At 59.5% G+C, this 23626-nt stretch carries 16 protein-coding genes, 2 tRNA genes and 3 rRNA genes; 4 read left to right on the forward strand and 17 right to left on the reverse strand.

All coding sequences use genetic code 11. The features are described 5' to 3' along the window. Positions 1 to 2: 2 nt before the first annotated feature. Positions 3 to 527, reverse strand: a complete 525-nt coding sequence (locus ACOSV0_RS31890) for a hypothetical protein (protein ID WP_434111426.1) — start codon at positions 525 to 527, stop codon at positions 3 to 5. Positions 528 to 1190: 663 nt separating this feature from the next. Here ACOSV0_RS31890 and ACOSV0_RS31895 point away from each other — a divergent pair. Beyond that, positions 1191 to 1898, forward strand: a complete 708-nt coding sequence (locus ACOSV0_RS31895; RefSeq protein WP_434111427.1) for an MgtC/SapB family protein — start codon at positions 1191 to 1193, stop codon at positions 1896 to 1898. Positions 1899 to 2060: 162 nt separating this feature from the next. Then, on the forward strand, positions 2061 to 2315 hold the full coding sequence (locus tag ACOSV0_RS31900; RefSeq protein WP_028197420.1) for a GlsB/YeaQ/YmgE family stress response membrane protein: 255 nt from the start codon (positions 2061 to 2063) through the stop codon (positions 2313 to 2315). 65 nt (positions 2316 to 2380) lie between these two features. Here the strand turns inward: ACOSV0_RS31900 and ACOSV0_RS31905 are convergent, their stop codons facing one another. The 3 genes from ACOSV0_RS31905 to ACOSV0_RS31915 all read right to left on the reverse strand — a co-directional run bounded on the left by ACOSV0_RS31905 (position 2381) and on the right by ACOSV0_RS31915 (position 6641). Beyond that, on the reverse strand, positions 2381 to 3895 hold the full coding sequence (locus ACOSV0_RS31905; protein WP_434111430.1) for an acetyl-CoA hydrolase/transferase family protein: 1515 nt from the start codon (positions 3893 to 3895) through the stop codon (positions 2381 to 2383). Between the two features lie 189 nt (positions 3896 to 4084). Next, positions 4085 to 4300 (reverse strand): hypothetical protein, encoded by a 216-nt coding sequence (locus ACOSV0_RS31910; RefSeq protein WP_434111431.1) that lies wholly within the window; start codon positions 4298 to 4300, stop codon positions 4085 to 4087. 169 nt (positions 4301 to 4469) lie between these two features. Then, positions 4470 to 6641, reverse strand: coding sequence for an FUSC family protein (locus ACOSV0_RS31915; protein WP_434111433.1), 2172 nt, complete (start codon positions 6639 to 6641; stop codon positions 4470 to 4472). Between the two features lie 199 nt (positions 6642 to 6840). Here ACOSV0_RS31915 and ACOSV0_RS31920 point away from each other — a divergent pair, with 199 nt between their 5' ends. Beyond that, on the forward strand, positions 6841 to 7782 hold the full coding sequence (locus tag ACOSV0_RS31920) for a LysR family transcriptional regulator (RefSeq protein WP_434111435.1): 942 nt from the start codon (positions 6841 to 6843) through the stop codon (positions 7780 to 7782). A 229-nt stretch (positions 7783 to 8011) separates the two neighbouring features. Here ACOSV0_RS31920 and rrf read toward each other — a convergent pair. The 13 genes from rrf to phnS form a co-directional block, all read right to left on the reverse strand. Then, positions 8012 to 8124 (reverse strand): 5S ribosomal RNA (gene rrf / locus ACOSV0_RS31925). Positions 8125 to 8320: 196 nt separating this feature from the next. After that, positions 8321 to 11199 (reverse strand): 23S ribosomal RNA (locus tag ACOSV0_RS31930). Positions 11200 to 11539: 340 nt separating this feature from the next. After that, a tRNA-Ala gene (locus ACOSV0_RS31935) sits at positions 11540 to 11615 on the reverse strand. Positions 11616 to 11684: 69 nt separating this feature from the next. Next, positions 11685 to 11761, reverse strand: a tRNA-Ile gene (locus ACOSV0_RS31940). Between the two features lie 77 nt (positions 11762 to 11838). Further along, positions 11839 to 13369: ribosomal RNA gene (locus ACOSV0_RS31945) — 16S ribosomal RNA — on the reverse strand. The 16S, 23S and 5S rRNA genes sit together here with 2 tRNA genes alongside, the layout of an rRNA operon. Before the next feature lie 563 nt (positions 13370 to 13932). After that, a complete protein-coding gene (locus ACOSV0_RS31950) occupies positions 13933 to 14493 on the reverse strand; it encodes a phosphonate degradation HD-domain oxygenase (protein ID WP_434111436.1) in 561 nt (186 codons plus the stop codon). Between the two features lie 4 nt (positions 14494 to 14497). Beyond that, positions 14498 to 15949, reverse strand: a complete 1452-nt coding sequence (gene phnY, locus ACOSV0_RS31955; RefSeq protein ID WP_434111438.1) for a phosphonoacetaldehyde dehydrogenase — start codon at positions 15947 to 15949, stop codon at positions 14498 to 14500. Next, positions 15946 to 17205 carry a phosphonoacetate hydrolase gene (gene phnA / locus ACOSV0_RS31960; protein WP_434111439.1) on the reverse strand — a complete coding sequence of 420 codons (1260 nt, stop codon included), beginning with the start codon at positions 17203 to 17205 and terminating at the stop codon, positions 15946 to 15948. The genes phnY and phnA overlap by 4 nt, the downstream gene beginning before the upstream one ends. 55 nt (positions 17206 to 17260) lie before the next feature. Beyond that, entirely contained in the window at positions 17261 to 17995 is a 735-nt protein-coding gene (locus ACOSV0_RS31965; protein WP_434111441.1) for a phosphonate utilization associated transcriptional regulator, read from the reverse strand. Positions 17996 to 18080: 85 nt separating this feature from the next. Further along, positions 18081 to 18944 carry a 2-aminoethylphosphonate ABC transport system, membrane component PhnV gene (gene phnV, locus ACOSV0_RS31970; RefSeq protein ID WP_434111443.1) on the reverse strand — a complete coding sequence of 288 codons (864 nt, stop codon included), beginning with the start codon at positions 18942 to 18944 and terminating at the stop codon, positions 18081 to 18083. Further along, positions 18934 to 19875 carry a 2-aminoethylphosphonate ABC transporter permease subunit gene (locus ACOSV0_RS31975; RefSeq protein WP_434111445.1) on the reverse strand — a complete coding sequence of 314 codons (942 nt, stop codon included), beginning with the start codon at positions 19873 to 19875 and terminating at the stop codon, positions 18934 to 18936. Before ACOSV0_RS31975 ends, phnV begins: the two co-directional genes overlap by 11 nt. Further along, the gene (gene phnT / locus ACOSV0_RS31980; RefSeq protein WP_434111446.1) at positions 19853 to 20953 is read right to left on the reverse strand and encodes a 2-aminoethylphosphonate ABC transport system ATP-binding subunit PhnT; all 1101 of its coding nucleotides are present in this window, start codon (positions 20951 to 20953) and stop codon (positions 19853 to 19855) included. Before phnT ends, ACOSV0_RS31975 begins: the two co-directional genes overlap by 23 nt. An 87-nt stretch (positions 20954 to 21040) precedes the next feature. Then, the gene (phnS, locus tag ACOSV0_RS31985) at positions 21041 to 22132 is read right to left on the reverse strand and encodes a 2-aminoethylphosphonate ABC transporter substrate-binding protein (protein ID WP_434111447.1); all 1092 of its coding nucleotides are present in this window, start codon (positions 22130 to 22132) and stop codon (positions 21041 to 21043) included. Between the two features lie 357 nt (positions 22133 to 22489). On the opposite strand from phnS, the gene ACOSV0_RS31990 reads away from it, so the two are divergent. Continuing rightward, entirely contained in the window at positions 22490 to 23602 is a 1113-nt protein-coding gene (locus ACOSV0_RS31990) for a 2-aminoethylphosphonate--pyruvate transaminase (protein WP_434111449.1), read from the forward strand. Positions 23603 to 23626 lie beyond the last annotated feature (24 nt).

The following is a 23626-nucleotide window of genomic DNA, read 5'->3' on the forward strand; positions in this document are numbered from 1 at the left end:
AATTACTGCGCGGGCGCCACGGCCACGCTGACCTGCGGCGCGAACGCTACCGATACCTGCATGCCCGGCGTCACGCCGGCGACCTTTGCCGGCTCGCGCCCCTGAATATGAAACACGGCGCCATTCGGGCTCTTCAAGGCCATGACGCCGGACGCGTGGTCGATAGCCTGAACTTCAGCGGTCACGTTCTGCGCAGTGTTCTGCTGTACCGGTTGAGCAGCCGTGCCGTGGCCGTCGGCACCACGCGTCACGCTGATCGTGGCGGTGCGCATCATCCGGACGTGCACCTTGCCGCCCTGCTTGATCTGCGCCAGGTTGCTCGCATCGGTGATATTGAACGAAGCTTCGCCGCCCTGTGCGTCGAGCACGGTCACCGAATGTCTGGCCTGATCGACCGACTTCACAACGCCATCTGCCTGCAGCGTGCTGTTGCCTTCAAACGGCGCCGGCAAACCGGCTGCGAACGACATAAGCGGAGCAACCGTAATCAATGCACCGGCAATGATGCCAAGAGCCTTATCTTTCATACATTCCTCAATGGGGTGAACAGCGGAAAAGAGACGATGCCGCGCAAATCGGATGCGCCCGGCATGGCGCAAGGACAACCGAAAATTTTCTGGGCGAAACCGTGAGAAGTGAGGCGCGGATTGAGCACCAAAACCCACGACGTGTTTCGAAGTGTGCAAACAGTGTGTTTTCCGGGATGGACATCGTCAATATTCGGAGTCCGTATTTATGCGAGGAAAATTCCGTGCTTGTTGTGAGAGATTCCGCAGACATCCCACAACGCATTCCGTCGCCCGGCTTTATCCCGGCTTGACTTAACTTTGCAGAGCTGCCTAAAATTCGCCCAGCTCATTTAACCGGAATCACGATCTTGGACAGTAGCAGTAGTACCAGTCGAGCTTCGATCCGCCCGATCGCCTGATCGGCAAGATTTCCGCGCCAGCCTTTGCCTGTCGCCGTCTTGCCTTCGGGCCCGACGGTGCACGTCGTTTATACCCTCGTACTGCCAGTGAAGCGCTGCATGGCTCCGTGCCAGGCCGTTGCTCCATGACTTTCAGCACGCGAGCCTTGCGCTCGCTTGCCTCGTCACGCCTGACGGCCGCCACGTTCCATGTGTGGACTACGTGATGCTGTCACGCGTAAGGTCCACACTGTGCGAACACGCGCCTCAACCTTTCTTATCGATGACAATTGAATTCGTCTTGCGGCTCCTTGCCGCCTTCAGCTGCGGCGTCGCGATCGGCCTCGAACGGCAGATGCGCCAACGCAATGCCGGCCTGCGCACCATCACGCTGGTCGCCAGCGGCGCCTGCCTGTTCGTCACGCTCGGCGTGCTGACCGGCAACGGCACCGCCGGCATTACGCAGATTGCCGCGTATGTCGTATCCGGCGTCGGCTTTCTCGGCGGCGGTGTGATCATGCGCGACAAGGGCTCCATTCAGGGGATCAACACCGCCGCGACGTTGTGGTGCTCGGCGGCGGTCGGCGTATTGTGCGGTGCGGGACACTACGGCCCGGCCCTCGCCGGCACCGCGGTCGTACTGCTGACCAATACGGTGCTGCGTGAAGTGAGCCGTGCCATCAACGCGGCGCCCGTTTCGGACGCCGACCTCGTGCGCGAGTATGTGCTGACGATCGTCTGCCGGGAAGCCGATGAAATTCACATTCGTACCGCGGTATCCAACTCGATGTACTCGGCGCCGCTGTCCTTCCAGAGCCTTACGAGCGAAGACGTCGAAGGCGATGCCGGACGCATCCGCGTTACGGCAACATTAAAGCTGCATCCGAAAGATCAGCCGAAGCTCGAACAGATGGCGAGCCGCGTCAGTATGGAAAAAGGCGTGTCGAGCGTCAGCTGGACAGCCAAAGAAGCGGAGCCGACTCCGGAATGAGTCACTGCGCGTAAGCTCCCCATATTCGCGCGCATCGTCTACACTTAGCTTGCAATAGATTTAGACAATGTTAATTCCACGTCCTGAATATGGACTGTCCCATAACCATCGACTAAGCTCTGTCACCGTGAATTTTTCACACTCAACCATGGAGTCTCGATTATGGAACACGGCATCATTGCATGGCTCATCATCGGCGCGATCGCCGGCTGGCTGGCTGGCGTGCTCGTCAAGGGCGGCGGCTTTGGCCTGATCGTCGACATCATTGTCGGGATTGTCGGCGCGTTCATCGGCGGCTGGCTTGCCGGTGTGTTGCACATTTCGCTCGGCGGCGGCTGGATCGGTTCGATCATTACGGCTGTGATCGGCGCCGTCATTCTGCTGTTTCTTATCCGGCTCGTCCGGCGTGGTACCTGAGCGTTGCACCTGATGTCTTACGGCGTCAGGGGCGAATGCCACCTGACGCCGGCTTTACCGGGTGTTTAGAGACGCCCCTCTACTGCCGGCAACATCGAGCCGGTGTCACGCAGCCGCGTATGCCAGGCAAAAGCCTGGTCCAACCGATGCGGCGTTTGCCCACCCCATTGCAAGGCGTCACGATAGTAGTCGCGAAGCAGATCGCGATAGAGCGGATGCGCGCACTTCTCAATGATCAGCGTAGCGCGTTCTCTCGGTGCCAATCCGCGTAGATCCGCGAGGCCCTGCTCCGTCACGACCACGTCCACATCGTGTTCGTTGTGATCGCAATGCGGGACCATGGGCACGACACTCGAAATGCGGCCACCCTTCGCCATCGACTTCGTTGCAAAGATCGCGCATGACGCATTGCGTGAGAAATCGCCCGAGCCGCCAATGCCGTTCATCATGTGCGTGCCGCCCACGTGGGTGGAATTCACATTACCGTAGATGTCGAATTCCAATGCGGTATTCAACGCGATCAGACCGAGCCGGCGAATCACTTCAGGATGGTTGCTGACTTCCTGCGGACGCAGCACCAGGCGCTCGCGATAGCGCTCGATTTCACCGAATACCTGCGCCTGACGCGCGGCCGACAACGTGATCGACGCCCCCGAGGCGAACGTCACCTTGCCGGCGTCCATCAGGTCGAAGGTCGAATCCTGCAGCACTTCTGAGTAAATTTCGAAAGCCTCGAAAGGCGAATCGACAAAGCCGGCCAGCACTGCATTGGCAATTGTGCCGATACCCGCCTGCAACGGCGGCAAGTGCGGGGACATGCGCCCCCGCGACACTTCATGCTGGAAAAACGCGATCAGATGGCTGGCGATCAGTTCGGTTTCCGCATCCGCGGGCAGCACTGTAGATGGGCTGTCCGCCTTATCGGTGATCACAATGGCCGCGATTTTCTCAAGCGGGATTTCGATGGCTTGCGTGCCAACGCGGTCTTGCGGACGCATGATTGGCAGCGGTTCGCGGTTTGGCCTGCGGCCTGGAATCCAGATGTCGTGCAGCCCCTCCAGAGCGAGCGGCTGGGCAAGATTGATTTCGACGATGACTTTGTCGGCGAGGATCGCGAAGCTGGCCGAGTTGCCGACTGAAGTGGTCGGTACAATGCCCCCAGTTTCGGTGATCGCAACGGCTTCGATAACCGCGATGTCGAGTTTGCCGAGCTGATTTGCGCGCAGCATCTCGACCGTTTCAGACAGATGCTGGTCGACGAACATCACTTCGCCGCGGTTGATTGCGTCGCGCAGAGTCTTGTCCACTTGAAACGGCAAGCGGCGCGCCAACACGTGCGCCTCCGTAAGCATGCGGTCCACGTCATGACCGAGCGATGCGCCGGTCATCAACGTAATCTGCAGCGGCTTGCCTTCCTGGCGCACCCGTTCGGCGAGTGCAACCGGGACAGCCTTCGCGTCACCCGCGCGCGTAAAACCGCTGGCGCCGACACGCATGCCGTCCTGAATCAGAAGCGCCGCCTCGGCGGCTGAAGTGATCTTTCCGCGCAGCGCGGCACAACGAATCCGGTCTTCGTACATGACTGAGTCTCTCCATGGTCACCAGTCCAGCCTACCGGTGCGCACGTCTGTGGTGTGCTTCGCTCAGTAGCCGGCTTGTCGCACCCGCCGCAGCGCCTCTATAGCAAGGCATCGCGGCCAGGTGTTTCGTCGCGTGCAAAGTCTCGCGACGGGTCCTACAGGTACGGCAGGTGATACGCGTGGCGCTGTTTAGCTGCCGAAGTAGATATTACAGAAGCTCACAGGCCCGACGCATTCTTCAGTTTTGGCCTTCGGTGCAACAACGCGGTGTTGCGCAGCGACGCTATCCGCGCGTGGCGCACTCGCTTGCGCGACCTGCTGTTCAGAGGCGGCCGGAGCCGTTTGTGCATGAGCGACAACAGCGGACAAAGAGCAGGCAATCAGGACAATCTTCAACGCATTCATTTCGTTCTCCAGTACTTACGGTTGCGCCCCGTAGAAATTCCCCTTGGGGGATTGCGTGGCAGCGATGAAACTATATGACCGCTGCATGCGCAGATAAACCGGGCTGGGCGGAAGTGATCTTTCCATCTGGCAGAAGGATCGGGACGTACGTCCGATTCGACGCACACGGTCAACGTGCATTGAAGGGCGCGTCTTTGTCGAGCAACGCTGTGCGGATGAAATGCAGGCAGCTCAGGATGCGCTGGAGGTCGTGCCGCTTGTCGCGCTCGGCATGCACGGTTTCCAGGACGTCTTGCGCGATCCATGTGGCGGAGCGCACTGATACAAGTGCACGCTCGAGACTCCGCACGTCAGGCCGCTCGAAGAGTCGCGCGAGGTCGTCACAAGCTCTCGTGAGGCTGCTGCTCCAGCGCGGATGAAGAGCGCGCGCGTAACCGGCATGCGCCGCTTCATTACGCAGATCGATCACGGCTTGCCCTACTTCGAGGGTGACGAGCATCCAGCGCAAAGCATCACGCCGGCGGGAGCGACGGGAGCGGTGAGGCAGCAGCATGCGCAACTGCGAGGTCAGATCGTGCGTGCTCGACTGAAAGCGCTGATTGAGCCCGAGCAATTTGTCTTTGCACGCAGACACGGCTTGCGCACGCAAATCACCCTTGATTCGCTCGGTGAGCCACGGCATATCTGCAGGAAAGATCACCGCGAAAGCGATCGCTGCAAGCAGGAGCGACGCCGTGATCGCCATCCCGTTGTTGATCAGCAGGTCAGGCGCATACGTGACGACATTGTCCGGTCCGGCAAGCAGGCAGAAGAACACCGAAAAGCCGATGCCATACCCAGCCATGAGCTTGCGCGATGCAATGAAGGCGCCGAGTGCAAGGACCGGTGCGAGCATCGCGCAAAGCAGCGGAAAACCGTCGATGTTCGGATACACGTAGCACGTGAAAAGATAACCGGTCATAGTCGCCAACACTGCGCCGACTGCCATTTGCACGGCCATTTTCGACGCGTTCGGCGCCGTGGATGTCAACGCGCAAGCCAGCGCCGCGCCGATCACCGCAAGACCGCCGCTCGGCCAGTCAGTGGCGATCCAGAACCAGCCGGCAATCGCCATGACCGCCGCCGATCTTGCAAAGGTGAATGCGACCACGAAGCCGTTCGTCTTGCTCTCGTAGCGGCCCGCAGTGCGCGGCCGGCCTCCTGGTTTGGACAGCACCAAAGAGGCGTAGGTGTCGGAGTAACGGATCCATTCGTCGACAAACCGATAGAGCAATTCCGCGGCCGTATCGAAGTCCGCAAGTGATTCAGCGGGCGCGGCTTCCAGTGGCCGTCTCGTTTCGCGCACACGCCGCGGCAAGCCGGCCTGAAAGAGCCGCATACGGACTGCAAGGCGCGATGCATCGATGCTCTCGTCCCCGGTTGACGCCAGCAGCGCCGACAACTCGCGGAAGTATGGCGTGATGGCTTCGATCATATGGCGCGGGCCGCTGTCACGCAGACGCTTGAGAAGTTGATGCAATGCGTGCAGTCGCGCACATGCATCCATGAATTCACCGTTCAGACGGCTGAGATGCTGACTGCGCGAACGCATGGCCGGATCTTCGAAGGCAGCAAAAGTGCGCGTCGCTTCGAAACCGACGATCTCGTCGACGAGGTCCGCGAAGCGCCGCTCGAACTGGCCGCGCTTGATCCCACGACCCAGCACATCGGCAGCGAACGCAGTAAAATTTGCGTATCGAATTTGTAGCGCGCGCCGCAATGCGAGGCTGGAACGCTGTGGCACAATCAGTGCGCTCACTGCACTCGAACACACGATGCCAACCACCACCTCCGCCGCGCGCGTGAACGCCGCCAGAAACAGGTCGTGAGGCGCCGTGACATTCGGAATGCCAATCAGGGCCGCGGTATAACCCGCCAGCACGAAACCGTACCATCTGAAATGCCGATACCGGACTGCTGCCGCGATACAGGCGCTCACCCAGCCAGTCATGCCCAGCATGTACAGCTCGGGCTGCTGGACGAACAACGCGCCGAGCACCAAAGCCGCGATCGTGCCCACCGCGGTTCCGAGAATCCGGTAGAAACTCTTGGCGAGCACCATGCCGCTGAACGGCTGCATCAGCACAAACACCGTTGTCATCGCGATGCGCGGCTGCGGCAGATCGAGCAGCATCGCAATGCCCAGCGCCATGAGACCCGCGGTGACCGTCTTCAGCAGATGCAGCCAGATCAAACCATCACTATTCGCCCAGTCTCGAACCGCCAGACTGAGCGTTGGCAACATGACGCTCCACTGCCGGCGGGAATCCGCCGTCGGTTTGATCGCATGTTGACGTTTCATCAGAAATCAACGCGTCCCGGTTTGTCGCTGAAAGAAGCGCCGGTGAACTCTGCGCACGCCGGCAGGCAAGGCGCCGATTGTAGGAGCATGCGTTACCCACATTAATACGACGGGCAAGGAACGTCCCTTCCAGAACGAACAACAATGCGCATGTGGGACAAGCGGACAATATGGCTTCAGCCGTGAAATAGAAGGATTGATGGATACGTTACAAAATATGCGAGTGTTCGTGCGCGTAGTTGAAGCCGGTAGTTTTACCGCCGCTGCGCAGTCGCTCAATTCGACAACCGGCGCAATGTCCCGCGCCGTCTCAGAACTCGAAGCTCATCTACGTACGCGCCTGCTGAACCGGTCAACGCGGCGACTCGCGCTCACCACGGCAGGCGAGCGTTACCTGAAGCGATCCCAGCAGATCCTTGCCGATGTCGATACGGCCGAAGAAGAAGCAAGTTGCGCGCACGAACGCCCGAGCGGCGCGTTGCGTATGCATAGCTTTGCCAGCATCGGTCAACATTACGTACTGCCGGCCATCTCGCGCTATCGCGCGCTTTATCCCGAAGTAACCGTCGAGCTGACGTTGTCCCAGCGCATGCCCGATTTATTCGAAGGCAGCGCTGACGTCGCGGTGATCACCGCCTCGACTCTGCCGAATTCCGATCTCGTGTCGCTCCCGCTTGGTACAACTTTCAGCATTCTGTGCGCATCGCCTGCTTACGTGCGTGCGCATGGCGCGCCGCAACTGCCGGGCGATCTGGCGCATCACGAGTGTCTGATCCTGCACACGCCGGCATTTCCACCCCACGAATGGGTACTCGACGGCCCGAACGGCAGCGAGATGATGGAAGTGAACGGTCCTGTGCATGTGAACATCGCAGAATCGCTGCTCGTCGCGATTCGCGAGGGAATGGGCATCGGCATGGTACCGCTGTATGCCGCGATCACCGGATTACGTGACGGGACGTTGATCCGCGTATTGCCCGAATATACGCTGCAGAAGACGAATGTTTATGCACTGTACCCGTCACGCAAATTCATCGACGCGAAGACGCGGACGTGGGTCGAATTCTTCCGTACGCATCTGCCAAAGGTGATTGCACGCGACGAGGCATTACTTGCGGAGGTCGGGCAGGTGGACGGATAGCTTGGCGTCTGTGGGAGTCTTGGTACCGAGGGCTGGGACGTTGCTGCACACTGAGGCAGATTTGAAGAGGAAGGGTAGATCTTGCCTGCGCAAGGCAGTGGGCGGACTGTCGCGGTCGTGATGGCGCGGCTGCGTAGCGCGGTCCGGGTCTGCTTTGCCGAGCTGTTCGTTGCCGCCGTAAACGCAGAAACCCCACCTTTTGGGGTGGGGTTTCTGTTGCTGCAGGGGAGCCTGACGATTACCTACTTTCACACGGGAATCCGCACTATCATCGGCGTGGAGTCGTTTCACGGTCCTGTTCGGGATGGGAAGGGGTGGGACCGACTCGCTATGGTCATCAGGCATGACTTGTTGCTGTAGTGCCTTGGGGCAAGACAGCCAATCTGGAAGAAGTAGTTTCTGGTGATGCTCACCAGAGGGAGATTCGGGGGTTGTGTTGTTTCCGGCACAACACTGATCTCAACCTGTGTGCTGCCCCCTGCGGGGGTTGTTTCGGCTAAGCGCTAAAGCGCAACCCGAAACGAAACACACCTGTTATAGGATCAAGCCTTACGGGCAATTAGTATCAGTTAGCTTAACGCATTACTGCGCTTCCACACCTGACCTATCAACGTCCTGGTCTTGAACGACCCTTCAAGGGGCTCGAAGCCCCGGGGATATCTCATCTTAAGGCGAGTTTCCCGCTTAGATGCTTTCAGCGGTTATCTCTTCCGAACATAGCTACCCGGCGATGCCACTGGCGTGACAACCGGTACACCAGAGGTTCGTCCACTCCGGTCCTCTCGTACTAGGAGCAGCCCCCTTCAAATATCCAGCGCCCACGGCAGATAGGGACCAAACTGTCTCACGACGTTTTAAACCCAGCTCACGTACCTCTTTAAATGGCGAACAGCCATACCCTTGGGACCGGCTACAGCCCCAGGATGAGATGAGCCGACATCGAGGTGCCAAACACCGCCGTCGATATGAACTCTTGGGCGGTATCAGCCTGTTATCCCCAGAGTACCTTTTATCCGTTGAGCGATGGCCCTTCCATACAGAACCACCGGATCACTATGACCTGCTTTCGCACCTGCTCGACTTGTCGGTCTCGCAGTTAAGCACGCTTATGCCATTGCACTATCAGCACGATTTCCGACCGTACCTAGCGTACCTTCGTACTCCTCCGTTACACTTTGGGAGGAGACCGCCCCAGTCAAACTGCCTACCATGCACTGTCCCCAGTCCGGATAACGGACCAAGGTTAGAACCTCAAACAAACCAGGGTGGTATTTCAAGGACGGCTCCACGCAGACTGGCGTCCACGCTTCATAGCCTCCCACCTATCCTACACAGATCGGTTCAAAGTCCAATGCAAAGCTACAGTAAAGGTTCATGGGGTCTTTCCGTCTAGCCGCGGGGAGATTGCATCATCACAAACACTTCAACTTCGCTGAGTCTCGGGAGGAGACAGTGTGGCCATCGTTACGCCATTCGTGCAGGTCGGAACTTACCCGACAAGGAATTTCGCTACCTTAGGACCGTTATAGTTACGGCCGCCGTTTACCGGGACTTCAATCAAGAGCTTGCACCCCATCATTTAATCTTCCGGCACCGGGCAGGCGTCACACCCTATACGTCCACTTTCGTGTTTGCAGAGTGCTGTGTTTTTATTAAACAGTCGCAGCCACCAGTTTATTGCAACCCCTTCACCCTTCTGGCGCAGGCCAGTCAAGCTACAGGGGCGTACCTTATCCCGAAGTTACGGTACCAATTTGCCGAGTTCCTTCTCCCGAGTTCTCTCAAGCGCCTTAGAATACTCATCTCGCCCACCTGTGTCGGTTTGCGGTACGGTCCTGTTAAACTGAAGCTTAGAGGCTTTTCTTGGAACCACTTCCAGTTGCTTCTTCACCTAAGTGAATGGCCTCGCACCCTTGAATTCCGCGCCCGGATTTGCCAAAGCGCCTTCTCCAATGCAAGGACCGGGACTTCCAACACCCGGACAACCTTCCGCGATCCGTCCCCCCATCGCATTTAACAATGGTGCAGGAATATTAACCTGCTTCCCATCAGCTACGCATTTCTGCCTCGCCTTAGGGGCCGACTCACCCTACGCCGATGAACGTTGCGTAGGAAACCTTGGGCTTACGGCGAGGGGGCCTTTCACCCCCTTTATCGCTACTCATGTCAGCATTCGCACTTCCGATACCTCCAGCACACTTTCCAGTGCACCTTCGCAGGCTTACGGAACGCTCTCCTACCATGCACATAAATGTGCATCCGCAGCTTCGGTATATTGCTTAGCCCCGTTACATCTTCCGCGCAGGACGACTCGATCAGTGAGCTATTACGCTTTCTTTAAAGGATGGCTGCTTCTAAGCCAACCTCCTGACTGTTTTAGCCTTCCCACTTCGTTTCCCACTTAGCAATATTTGGGGACCTTAGCTGGCGGTCTGGGTTGTTTCCCTCTTGACACCGGACGTTAGCACCCGATGTCTGTCTCCCGTGATTGCACTCTTCGGTATTCGGAGTTTGCTATGGCGTAGTAATCCGCAATGGACCCCACAACCATGACAGTGCTCTACCCCCGAAGGTGATACACGAGGCACTACCTAAATAGTTTTCGGAGAGAACCAGCTATTTCCAGGTTTGTTTAGCCTTTCACCCCTATCCACAGCTCATCCCCTAACTTTTCAACGTTAGTGGGTTCGGACCTCCAGTACGTGTTACCGCACCTTCATCCTGGCCATGGATAGATCACCTGGTTTCGGGTCTACACCCAGCGACTGAACGCCCTGTTCGGACTCGCTTTCGCTACGCCTGCCCTAATCGGTTAAGCTTGCCACTGAATGTAAGTCGCTGACCCATTATACAAAAGGTACGCCGTCACCCCTTGCGAGGCTCCGACTGTTTGTATGCATGCGGTTTCAGGATCTGTTTCACTCCCCTCCCGGGGTTCTTTTCGCCTTTCCCTCACGGTACTGGTTCACTATCGGTCGATCACGAGTATTTAGCCTTGGAGGATGGTCCCCCCATCTTCAGACAGGATTTCACGTGTCCCGCCCTACTTGTCGTACACCTAGTTCTTTCAAACTGTTTTCGTCTACAGGGCTATCACCTGCTATGGCGGCACTTTCCAGAGCCTTCGACTAACAATAAGAATAAAGAGTACAGGCTGATCCCATTTCGCTCGCCACTACTCTGGGAATCTCGGTTGATTTCTTTTCCTGCGGTTACTTAGATGTTTCAGTTCACCGCGTTCGCTTCACGTAACCTATGTATTCAGTTACGGATACCTCAAAAGAGGTGGGTTTCCCCATTCGGACATCGACGGATCAAAGCTCGTTTGCCAGCTCCCCGTCGCTTTTCGCAGGCTACCGCGTCCTTCATCGCCTGTGATCGCCAAGGCATCCACCACATGCACTTGTTCGCTTGACCCTATAACGGGTGTGTCTCATGTGTCATTCACTGGGAATGCCACCTTCGCCACAATCGCTACAGGTTGAGTATTCGTGTTGCGCCGTATTCCAAAGCAATCTTTCGATCACTTAAAAATACATTGATACAATCACAACCCTGATTCACCTACTCACACACCCATCTCTAAGTATGCTTTCGTGAATCTCTTTACTACTTCTTCCTGATTGTTAAAGAACGACAGCCGATATCACGATTGCTATAACCGCGTATCACTCTGACTGGCTCAATCGCCAATGCCTGTTTCACTACACCGCAAACCCCTTTCAGGGCTTGCCGCAGTAAAACCGGCATTGAAGATTGGTGGAGGATGACGGGATCGAACCGACGACCCCCTGCTTGCAAAGCAGGTGCTCTCCCAGCTGAGCTAATCCCCCAGTCATGCACAGATAGCATCATCACACTTCAGGGTTCATCGACTAGCGCAGCCATCGCAGACAAGACAATGGTGGGTCTGGATGGATTCGAACCATCGACCCCCGCCTTATCAAGACGGTGCTCTAACCGACTGAGCTACAGACCCCTCAGTCTGTCTGACTTACTGTCCTAATTCACAGCCGATAAGCGTGAGCGCTCAACGCATTGACACGTTAGCTCGAGAAAGGAGGTGATCCAGCCGCACCTTCCGATACGGCTACCTTGTTACGACTTCACCCCAGTCATGAATCCTACCGTGGTGACCGTCCTCCTTGCGGTTAGACTAGCCACTTCTGGTAAAACCCACTCCCATGGTGTGACGGGCGGTGTGTACAAGACCCGGGAACGTATTCACCGCGGCATGCTGATCCGCGATTACTAGCGATTCCAGCTTCACGCACTCGAGTTGCAGAGTGCGATCCGGACTACGATCGGTTTTCTGGGATTGGCTCCACCTCGCGGCTTGGCAACCCTCTGTTCCGACCATTGTATGACGTGTGAAGCCCTACCCATAAGGGCCATGAGGACTTGACGTCATCCCCACCTTCCTCCGGTTTGTCACCGGCAGTCTCCCTAGAGTGCTCTTGCGTAGCAACTAGGGACAAGGGTTGCGCTCGTTGCGGGACTTAACCCAACATCTCACGACACGAGCTGACGACAGCCATGCAGCACCTGTGTTATGGCTCCCTTTCGGGCACCCCCACCTCTCAGCAGGGTTCCATACATGTCAAGGGTAGGTAAGGTTTTTCGCGTTGCATCGAATTAATCCACATCATCCACCGCTTGTGCGGGTCCCCGTCAATTCCTTTGAGTTTTAATCTTGCGACCGTACTCCCCAGGCGGTCAACTTCACGCGTTAGCTACGTTACCAAGTCAATGAAGACCCGACAACTAGTTGACATCGTTTAGGGCGTGGACTACCAGGGTATCTAATCCTGTTTGCTCCCCACGCTTTCGTGCATGAGCGTCAGTATTGGCCCAGGGGGCTGCCTTCGCCATCGGTATTCCTCCACATCTCTACGCATTTCACTGCTACACGTGGAATTCTACCCCCCTCTGCCATACTCTAGCCCGCCAGTCACAAATGCAGTTCCCAGGTTAAGCCCGGGGATTTCACATCTGTCTTAGCGAACCGCCTGCGCACGCTTTACGCCCAGTAATTCCGATTAACGCTTGCACCCTACGTATTACCGCGGCTGCTGGCACGTAGTTAGCCGGTGCTTATTCTTCCGGTACCGTCATCCCCCCACCATATTAGGGCGGAGGTTTTCTTTCCGGACAAAAGTGCTTTACAACCCGAAGGCCTTCTTCACACACGCGGCATTGCTGGATCAGGCTTGCGCCCATTGTCCAAAATTCCCCACTGCTGCCTCCCGTAGGAGTCTGGGCCGTGTCTCAGTCCCAGTGTGGCTGGTCGTCCTCTCAGACCAGCTACAGATCGTCGCCTTGGTAGGCCTTTACCCCACCAACTAGCTAATCTGCCATCGGCCGCCCCTGTAGCGAGAGGTCCTAAGATCCCCCCCTTTCCTCCGTAGAGCGTATGCGGTATTAATCCGGCTTTCGCCGGGCTATCCCCCACTACAGGACACGTTCCGATGTATTACTCACCCGTTCGCCACTCGCCACCAGACCGAAGTCCGTGCTGCCGTTCGACTTGCATGTGTAAGGCATGCCGCCAGCGTTCAATCTGAGCCAGGATCAAACTCTTCAGTTCAAACCTGTTACTGTTTTTCGGGCTCTTTCGAACCCGGTCGCTCACTCAACGTACTGACGAATGATCATCCCATCGGCGTGAATCCACCCCGACAGGAAAACCTTCCTTTAATACTAGTGTGAGACTTGATACTTTCGCTTATGCCGGACCCCGAAGGCTCCGGCGCGCGTCGCGCATCAAGCGCCCACACTTATCGGCTGTTAATTTTTAAAGATCGATCCGCATTCACTACCGAAACCGCACCGTGCCGCATACCTCGCAACCACCGGCACCGCTTCGTTCTGCGTCGCTGCATCTGCAGCAGAGAAACGAGATTATGAAGAACTTCCGCTACGCCGTCAACAGGTTTTTATAACTTCCTGAACCCGTTCACTTCGCGCAAAGCCTTGCCACTGCTGGCTCTCCCGCCTCCCGTGCCTCGCTGTCCGAAGCACGAAAGAGCGAGATTCTAGCGAGCCGCACCGCGCCTTGCAAGCGTTATTTCGATAGACATGGATTGCGCCAGACATGGCGCGAAGATGGTACAACACGTTCATCCGAATACCAGCCGACAACTACCTCGTTCAGGCAGCCGCATGCTCCTGCATCACACGCTCGACGACGCTCAAATAATGATCGAGGCCCGGCGTCGCACGGTTCTTTTCTTTGGCGCGATCGTCCCATTTACGCAGGCGCAATGCGTCCTCCGCATACGGCTTCTGCAAGAACACTTCAGCCTCTTCCTTGCTGAAGATACCGCCTTGCAGTTCCAGACTCCGTACCGAATCGGGGGAAAGCTGGCCGAAATACGTATCGTCGATTGCACACAGGCAGCGCTTGGCGTCGACATGCAGCCGGATCGGCTCCAACACCGCATCCGACAATACCGGCCGCAAGAACGGCAGCGCGAAATACTGATGCAGATCGTCGATGCCCCGCTCCGTCGGCGTTTCACCTTGCAGATTCAGCAGGTGGCCGAGGTCGTGCAAAAACGCGGCGGCAACGAGTTCATCGTGAACGCCCGCCTCTTCCGCCAACGCACCACTTTGCAACGCATGTTCAAGCTGCGTCACCGGCTCGCCGCTATAGGCGAGGCTGCCGTATTGCTCATATAACGAACGGATGTCGCTCAGACTCAATGCCACGCTCTTACTCCCAAGGTAATGAAAAGGTCTTCAGGTTGGTGAAGCTCTTCATCGCTTCCTGAACACCTTCCTTATAGCCAAGCCCGGAATCCTTGATGCCGCCGAACGGCGTCAGCTCGATCCGGTATCCCGGCACTTCCCACACGTTGACCGTCCCCACACGCAATTCGTTGATGAAGCGCGTGATCGCGTCCTGCCGGTTCGTGCACACACCGGACGACAACCCGAACGGCGTACCGTTACTGATCCGGATAGCGTCGTCGAGCGTGTCGAAGGTGATGATCGGCGACACCGGGCCGAAGGTTTCTTCGCGCACCAGCGTCATTGAAGGGTCGACGCCATCCAGCACCGTCGGCGAATAGAGCGCGCCATCGCGCCGGTTGCCGATGCGCAAGCGCGCACCACTCGCCACCGCCTCGTTGACACGTGCCTCGAATAGCTGCGCGGCGGCGACATCGATCACGGTGCCCATCTGATTCGACGCGTCGAACGGATCGCCGTAGGTCCATGCGCGTGTCTTCTCCACGACCAGATCGGTGAAGTCCGCCGCGATACGCTTCTGCACCAGTATCCGTTTGACAGCGGTACACCGCTGGCCGGAGTTCTTATACGAGCCCTGCACGGCAAGCGTCGCCGCACGATCGAGATCGGCATCTTCGAGCACGATCAGCGGATCGTTGCCGCCCAGTTCCAGCACGACGCGCCGGTAAGCCGCCTTCGCCGCAATGTATTTGCCGATCGCCACGCCGCCCGTAAAGGTCACGAGCTCCGCCAACGGATGCGTGATCAGTTCATCGGCGATTTCGCGCGGATCACCGGTCAGCACCTGCAGCATCGGCGTGGGCAAACCGGCTTCATAGAGAATGTCCGCCAGATAGAACGCCGACAACGGCACCTTCTCCGACGGCTTCAGCACGACGCGATTATTGGTTGCAATAGCCGGTGCGATCTTGTGCGCGACCTGGTTCATCGGATGGTTGAACGGCGTAATCGCGACGATCACCCCCTCCAGCGGCTCGCGCTGCGAAAACACGCGGCGCTTCTTGCCATGCGGCGTCAGATCGCACGAAAAACTCTGGCCGTCGTCGCGCAGGGCTTCGATCGAAGCGAACTTGAACACATCGGCGACGCGGCCGATTTCATAGCGCGAATCCTGCTTCGACAAACCCGACTCGAGCGAAATCAGGTCCGAGGCTTCCTCGGTCCGCTCCCGCAGCAACGCAGCAGCGCGTTCGAGAATCTGCGAACGCTCGTAGCGGGTGAGCTTCGCCTGATAGGCAGCGGCATATTCGAACGCGGCGCGCACGTCGTCGATGCTCGCCAACGGCACCGTGCCCACGCGTGTACCCGTAAAAGGATCGAGCACGTCGAGCGTGCGCGAGCGCGTCGCGCGCTCGCCTTTGAGGCGCAGCGCTTCCGCGCGAAATGCCGGATGGTCACGCAGCACGGCGTTCATGATGCGGACACGTGATTCAACGCGACGTCGAAGATATCGAAGTTGCGCAGCCGTTTCCCGGTGGGCAGACCCTCGATGCGGCGATTGAACAGCAGCGGCACTTCCTGCTCGGAGATGCCGCCGTGCGAGCGCAACGGCACGGTCAGTCCGGACAGATCATGTTCATCGCGACGCGTGCCGAGCACCACATGCCGGGTACTGACCACGACGATATCGCCCACGCGATCATGCGGCAGCTCGAAACGCTCGCACGCGGCGCGATTGTCGAGCACGACTTCAATGCCCTGCAATCCACCGATCCGTTCGATCACCTGAGTAACGCTGACATCGTGCGGCAGGTAAATCGTCGCGAACGAACCGAGCGCGCCGTGATGCACGACATAGGGATCGGTAATCGGCAAGATGACACGGGCGCGGCGAATACCAAGCCAATCGTCCAGCACGTCCTGCAGATAGATCACGTTCGGCTCGCCGGTCTTCGGATCGTGCTTGGCGTTCATGCCGTGGTCGGCAGTCAGGCCGATCACCCAGCCGAGTGCGTCGAGCTTCGCGAGATAGCCGTCCATCATCGCGTAGAAGTCGTTCGCACCCTGGGTGCCCGGCGCCCATTTGTGCTGGATGTAATCGGTGGTCGACAGATACATCAGGTCGAGCTTGCGGGTTTCGGCAAGCCGCACGCCGGCGGCGAACACGAACTCGGACAAACCCGCGCTATATACATCAGGCACTGGCAGGCCGACCAGATCGAGTACCTCGTCGATGCCGTTTTCTTCGCGTGTCACCTTGTCGGCTTTTTCCGCCGAGAAACAGATGCCCTTCAACTGCCAGCCGAGCAAGCGGCGCAGTTTATCTTTGGCGGTGACCACGGCAACTGCGGCGCCGGCTTCCGCCGCGGCTGCCAGCAAAGTGCCGGCGCGCAGATACGCGGGATCGTTCATCATCACTTCCGCGCCTTCGCCGCCGTTCGCGTCAGGGTCCCAGAAGTAATTGCCGCAAATGCCATGCACCGAGGGCGGCACACCGCACACGATCGAGAGATTATTCGGGTTGGTGAACGACGGAATCACGCAGTCGCCCTTAAAGGCCGCACCGTCCTTCAGCATCTTGCCGATGAAAGGCGCGACGCCCGCAGCAACCGCGGCTTCGAGGTAATCGTATTCGCAGCCGTCGACGCACACCACAACCGTCGGTTGCGAGGGTAGCCGGTAGCTGCGGCCATTGACTTCGATCGTACGTTCGCTTGCGTTTTCCATCATTACCTTCCATGCGTGAAGAGCACGCGTGCTCTAAGTCAATTCGTTGCAACCCATCTCAATCATTCGACGCCACCGACATCCGCACCGCACCCAACGGCCCCGCCGATTCGCACGCCTCATGCGCGCGCTGCCGGCCGCCGTTCACATGCGCATGCATCAGCGCGGCGGCATGTTCGGCGTCGCGCGAAGCCAGCGCCGTCAGAATCGCGCGATGTTCGGCGAGCGAGCGCTCCATCGCGCCGGCGTGCGCCACCAGCGCGGCACGGCGAAACAGGCTCAACTCGCTCACCAGCCTTCGATACGTCTCATACAGCTTGACGTTGCCCGACGCCGCCACGATCGCGTCGTGAAACGCGACATTGGCGCGCGTGTAGGCATCGTGGTCCTGCGCATCGAGCGCCGCGCGCATCGCGTCGAGCCACTCGCGCAATACGGCCAGCTTCTGCGCATCGATGCTCGCAGCCAGCATCCGGCACGCCGCCTCTTCGAGCACCGCGCGCACCGCGTAAATCTCGTCCGCTTCCGCGAGCGATACCGTCCGCACGAACACGCCGCGGTTTTTCTCGGTACGCACGAGGCCCGCCTGTTCCAGCGCGCGAAACGCCTCGCGCACCGGTCCGCGCGAAACCTGCAGACGCGCCGCCCAGTCGGCTTCGTTGAGTTTGTCGCCAGGTGCAAGCGCCCCTTCGACGATGTACCGTTCGATTTCGTCGCGGACCAGCGTCGTCAGCGAATGCCTGCGCACAACCTCAATCGGATCGACAGAAGCAGTTTGCATATATTCGGTCATTTTGACAAATTTCGCCACATCGAGTTGTGTTTGGGCACCCACCGCCTGGTGCGCGCACACAAACACAAGAATCAGAAGATGCCCGTCAGTCCGCTCGACGGCGCGGGACGCGCGCGGCAATCAACAGGAGCGCAGCAAGCGAGACCATCAGCAGAATCAGCGACAGCGCCGAAGCCGGCAGGTAATAGCCGCGCTCCACCTGCCCGACCACGACGATCGGCACCGTCGCAAAGCCCGGCGGGTACACGGTCAGCGTGGCGCCGAGTTCGCCGAGCGAAAGCGCGAAGCCGAGTGCGAGACTTGCGCGGATCGCCGGAACCAGTTGCGGCAGCACGACGCGGCGCAACACCATCGACGGCGGCGCACCGAGGCTCGCCGCCGCTTCGCGCAGAATGGTCAGTTCCGGACGCAACGCGGCAGCCGCGCAGCGGTAACAGAACGGCAGCACCAGCGCGAGCTGCACGAACACGACGATCGCCGCCGAGCTCGACAGATCGAACGGACGCTTGTGGTACGCGATCAGCACGGCCAGCCCGAGCACCACGCTCGGCACGCCGTTGGGCATCATCGCGATGGTGTCGACGACCGCGCCGAGACCGCGCCGGTCGCGCCCTTCCAGGGCGAGCGCCAGCCACAGCCCGAGAATCGTGCCGAGCACGGCAACGCCCATGCCGATTTCGAGGCTCGTTGTCAGCGCGTCGAAGTCGCTGGAACTCAGCCGTTCGAACCAGCGCATGCTGAGGCTGTCCGGCAGGATCGTGCCCGACCAGTGCCCGGCCACGCTGGACAGCGCGACCACCAGCACCGGCAGGACGAACAACCAGAAGCACAGCAATGCGGCAAAGCCGAGGAACAGACTGCCGAGAATGCGCACCGGCAGACTGCGGCGCACCGGCCGCGCCTTCTTGTGCATGACCGGTAAAACGGTCGGGTCGAGTTCAACGGCCATGGCCCGCTCCTTTCACCTTGCGACGGTTGACCTGGCGGTACAACGCGTACAGCGACAACGACATGATGAGCATCACCACGGCACCGGCGGCGGCGGTCGGCAGATCGAGGTCGACCGTCGCGGAACTGTAGATCGCGACCGGCAGCGTGATCAGATGCGCGCTGCCGAGCACCAGCAGAATGCCGAACTCGTTCAACGTGAGCAGAAAACACAGGATCGTGCCCGCGGCGATGCCCGGCCAGGCGAGCGGCAGGATCACCTTGAACGCGACCATCCAGCCACTTGCGCCGAGACTGCGGGCGGCTTCGATCAGGCGCATGTCGAGCGTGGCGAACGACGCCAGCGTCGGACGCACGACGAACGGCGCGTAGAAAACCACTTCCGCGAGAATCACACCGCCCACGCCGAACAGGAAATTGAGCGGCGGTGCGTCGAGATGAAACAGCTGCTGCAAGCCGATGCTGACCGAGCCTTGCGAGCCATACAGAAAAATCAGCGTGAAGGCGACCAGAAACGACGGGAACGCGACGAACAGTTCGAGGAACCGCGTGATCATTCGCGCGCCGGGAAACGGCTTGAAAAACAGCATCGACGCCAGCGCCACGCCCAGCAGCGAGGCCAGGCCCGCGCTGGCAAACAGAATCCACAGCGTCGTGCCGACCACGCCGCTCGTTTCCGGGTTGCCGAAGAACGCCGAGTAAGCCTGCACGCTCAAACCGTGCGGGCCGGTGAGACTCAGCAGCACCAGACGCACGAGCGGATAGATCACCAGCGGACCCAGCACGACCACCATAAGAAACAGCAGGTGCCATTGCGCCGCGCGTTCGCGTCGCTTCACCGCCGCCGTGTGCGAGGCCGCGCTCGCGCTGCGGCGCGCATCGGCGGCAGCGCTCATCGAATTCGGCGTATCAGGGGTTGATAAGGACGACATCGTCAGCCTCATAACGCAGGGAAACACGCGCGCCCTTCTCCGGCATCATGCCGTGGCCGCGCTGCATGGTGACGAGCACAGGCTCATTGGGCATCGCGTCCAGCACAACCGATACCGACAACACCGCGCCATACCACTCCACCGACGCGATCGCGCCATGCAATTGCCCTTCGCCGAGCGGCACGATGCGCAGCGCTTCCGGACGCAGACACGCAACCCGTTCGCGGTCGTTGTAGCGCACGTCGTCCATGCCGAATGCGACCTGCGGCGGCAACAGATTGGCCGCACCCAGATAGCGCGCGACGAAACCGTCGTTCGGCGTGTCGTACAACTGTTGCGGCGTGCCGAGTTGCGCGATGCTGCCTTCACGCATCAATAGCGTGCGGTCGGACAGCACCAGCGCGTCGTCCTGATCGTGCGTCACGCAGACGATCGTCAGATTCGGCAGGCGCTCATGCAGCGCCTTCAGTTCGGAACGCACCGAGGCGCGCAGATTGGCGTCGAGTGCGGAAAGCGGCTCGTCGAGCAACAGCACATCGGGCTCGATCACGAGCGCACGCGCGAGGGCCACGCGCTGCTGCATGCCGCCCGACAATTGCGCCGGCATGTGATGCCCGGCGTCGCCCAGTTGCACGAGCTTCAACGCATCGGCGACACGTCGCGCGACATCCTTCGACGCCGTGCGGCGCGCGCGCAACCCGAAGGCCACGTTATCGAATACCGACAGATGCGGAAACAGCGCGTAGCTCTGGAACAGCAAGCCGAGATTGCGCTTATGCGGCGGCACATGTGTCAGGTCGTGACCTGCAACGGTCAAGGTACCCGACAGTCCGTCCGCTTCGATGAACCCGGCGATGAAACGCAACAGCGTGGTCTTGCCGCAACCGCTGCGGCCGAGCACGGTGAGCAATTCGCCGCGCTGAATGGTCAACGACAGATCGTCGAGCACGGTGCGCGTTCCGAAGCGCACCGTCAGATGGTCGATCTGCACGCCGCCCGGCGTGTTCGAACGCGCGCCGTCGAGCGCGTCCGGTGAGGCGCCGAGCGCGCCGGGGTGAGCAAGACTGGCCGTATTCACCGGGTTCATCCTCCAACTGGATTAATGCTGATACGGCGCCCCGCACGATTACAGGAGGCGCCGCCTGACTCAATTGCGAACTGCGGCTTACTTCGGCTTGACGACTTCGAGCTGCTTGCCCGACGAACCGATCACGTCGCTCTTCCAGCGTGCCGTCCAGTCAGCCTTCTTCGCCATCACTTGCGTCCAGTCCACCGGAATCAGCTTCACGCCCGAGATCGCCTGCTTGACTGCTTCGCCGTTCTTGCCGGCAAGCGGCACGTCGGTGCGGCCCGGGATACCGAAGATGTCCGGCACCTTGGCTTGCACGTCGGTCGACATCAGGTAGTCGATCAGCTTCTTGCCTTCGGCCTGATTCGGGCCGTTCTTGATCAGACCGATCGCGTACGGCAGCTGGAAGGTGGTCGGCTTGTCGCCGGCTTTGGCTGCGAGGAAGATCGGCTTGAGCGACAGACCGCCGTTGGCTGCATCGTCCAGATCCATCTGCAGGTCGCCGTTGGCGAAGGCGATTTCGTTGCGCGAGAGCAGCACGTCGAGGTAGCCCGTGCCCTTGGTGTGGAACTTGGCGCTTTCTTCGAGCTTCTTCAGATAGTCGAACGCCTTGTCTTCACCCATCAGCGACGTGGTCAGGATGATCACCGCCATACCGTCGCCAGCCGTGGCCGGGTTCGAGTAAGCAACCTTGCCGGTGTAGTCCGGGTGCAGCAGGTCGGCGAAGGTCTTCGGCTGGTTCTTGGTGACGTCCGGGTTGATCGCGAACGAGAAGTAGTTGTTCACGAAAGTCGCCCACGAGCCATTCGGCGCCTTGGCGATCGCCGGCACATTCTTGTAGTTGGCGCTCTGATAAGCCTGCAGCAGGCCGCTCTGGTCGGCTTGCTGGATGAACGGCGGCAGGGTGACGATCACGTCGGCCTTCGGCTGATCCTTCTCGATGGTGGCGCGGTTCACCACTTCGCCGCTGCCTGCCGTGACGATGTTGACCTTCACGCCCTCCTTCTTTTCGAAGGCCGGCAGCACATCCTTGTAGAGGTTTTCGAGGCCGTCAGCGGTGTACAGCACCACGGCGTCAGCCGCATGAGCCTGCAACGCCGTGCCGCCGAACGCTGCCGCGGCGATCAGCGCCGGCAATAGTTTGCGTGCGAGGCCAGCCGTGGCGTGAAAGGAATTCGTCTTTGTCATGTCGCTCTCTCCGAAAGGCAAAAAACCAGACGGTCGGGATAACCCGATACCTGTTGTGATTGAACGGCGGTAGCGCCGTGCCGCTTGCGTGTTGCCCGCAGCCAGCTGTCATGCAGTGTCGTATGGATTGCAGATTGCTGACAACTTTGCTGCTTCTTCAGCCTGACTTACAGCTCACCTACACGTCGCGCTGCCGGCCATGCCTGAACGGGCACGGCAAGAATCACAGGTTTCCATGACAACGCCATGACTATTCTGTCGATTTCCAAAAAATGACACAATTCGCCAATAATATCCAAGTCAATCTTTTCGTCGCCCAGACCGGGCGGCGAACATTCATCTGATGATGGAGGCTATGTGATCCTTGGAAACGACCCAATCCTGCTGACCCCGGGCCCGCTCTCCACCTCGCCGCAAACCCGCGAGGCGATGCTGCGCGACTGGGGTTCGTGGGATGCCGCGTTCAACCGTATGACCCATAGCGTGTGCGCCGACCTCGTGAAAATCGTACAGGGCGAAAATGACTATGTATGTGTGCCGCTTCAAGGCAGCGGCACGTTCGCGGTCGAAGCGGCGCTCGGCACGCTGGTGCCGCGTCAAGGCTGTGTGCTGGTTCCGAACAACGGCGCGTACTGTGCCCGTCTGATCAGGATATTGCAGCGAATGGGCATCGCTTATGTCGAACTGGCGCTGCGCGACGACGAACCCGTCAGCGCCGCCGCCATTGAAGACGCCTTCAATCACGATTCGCGTATCAGCCACGTCGCGCAAGTCCATCTGGAAACGAGCGCCGGTCTGCTCAATCCGCTCGACGATATCGCCGCGGTGTGTCAGCGGCACGGCAAAAGCCTGATCGTCGACGCGATGAGTTCGTTCGGCGCGCTGCCGATCGATTTACGGCGCGGCGGCATCGACGCGCTGATCTCGGCCAGCGGCAAATGCCTCGAAGGCGTGCCGGGCATGGGATTCGTGATCGTGCGGCGCAGCGTGCTGGCGCAGAGCGAAGGACGCTCGCCCTCGCTCGCGCTGGATCTGCACGATCAATACGCCTATATGCAGAAGACGACGCAGTGGCGCTTCACGCCCCCGACTCACGTGGTCGCGGCTTTGCGCCAGGCACTCGATCAGTTCATCGCGGAAGGGGGACAAGCGGCGCGCGGCGCCCGCTACAGGCAGAACTGCGCGGTGTTGGTAGAGGGCATGAAAGCGCTCGGTTTCGAGCCGTTTCTGAAGCCCGAGGTGCAGGCGCCGGTGATCGTCACGTTCCACGCGCCGCGCGACCCCGCGTGGAATTTCGCCAACTTTTATGCTGCGGTGCGCGAGGCCGGCTACGTGCTCTATCCGGGCAAGCTCACACAAGTGGACACGTTCCGCGTGGGTTGCATCGGGGCGATCGATGCGAACGAATTGCACAACGCGGTGGCGGCGATCGGCCGTGCGCTGAAACAGCTTGGGATTCGTGTGAAGTGATAGGGGCGCCGTGACGCATGAGGT

Origin of the sequence: Paraburkholderia caffeinilytica (assembly GCF_051027425.1) — a bacterium.
In the GTDB taxonomy this organism is placed as follows: Bacteria; Pseudomonadota; Gammaproteobacteria; order Burkholderiales; family Burkholderiaceae; genus Paraburkholderia; species Paraburkholderia caffeinilytica_A.

Excerpts from the sequence above, each read along its gene's own strand:
- phnS (WP_434111447.1), bottom strand. The coding sequence starts at position 22,132 with ATGACAAAGACGAATTCCTTTCACGCCACGGCTGGCCTCGCACGCAAA.
- ACOSV0_RS31975 (WP_434111445.1), bottom strand. The coding sequence starts at position 19,875 with ATGTCGTCCTTATCAACCCCTGATACGCCGAATTCGATGAGCGCTGCC.
- ACOSV0_RS31965 (WP_434111441.1), bottom strand. The coding sequence starts at position 17,995 with ATGACCGAATATATGCAAACTGCTTCTGTCGATCCGATTGAGGTTGTG.
- phnA (WP_434111439.1), bottom strand. The coding sequence starts at position 17,205 with ATGATGGAAAACGCAAGCGAACGTACGATCGAAGTCAATGGCCGCAGC.
- ACOSV0_RS31915 (WP_434111433.1), bottom strand. The coding sequence starts at position 6,641 with ATGAAACGTCAACATGCGATCAAACCGACGGCGGATTCCCGCCGGCAG.
- ACOSV0_RS31895 (WP_434111427.1), top strand. The coding sequence starts at position 1,191 with ATGACAATTGAATTCGTCTTGCGGCTCCTTGCCGCCTTCAGCTGCGGC.
- ACOSV0_RS31920 (WP_434111435.1), top strand. The coding sequence starts at position 6,841 with ATGGATACGTTACAAAATATGCGAGTGTTCGTGCGCGTAGTTGAAGCC.
- ACOSV0_RS31890 (WP_434111426.1), bottom strand. The coding sequence starts at position 527 with ATGAAAGATAAGGCTCTTGGCATCATTGCCGGTGCATTGATTACGGTT.
- ACOSV0_RS31905 (WP_434111430.1), bottom strand. The coding sequence starts at position 3,895 with ATGTACGAAGACCGGATTCGTTGTGCCGCGCTGCGCGGAAAGATCACT.
- phnY (WP_434111438.1), bottom strand. The coding sequence starts at position 15,949 with ATGAACGCCGTGCTGCGTGACCATCCGGCATTTCGCGCGGAAGCGCTG.
- ACOSV0_RS31900 (WP_028197420.1), top strand. The coding sequence starts at position 2,061 with ATGGAACACGGCATCATTGCATGGCTCATCATCGGCGCGATCGCCGGC.
- ACOSV0_RS31910 (WP_434111431.1), bottom strand. The coding sequence starts at position 4,300 with ATGAATGCGTTGAAGATTGTCCTGATTGCCTGCTCTTTGTCCGCTGTT.
- phnV (WP_434111443.1), bottom strand. The coding sequence starts at position 18,944 with ATGGCCGTTGAACTCGACCCGACCGTTTTACCGGTCATGCACAAGAAG.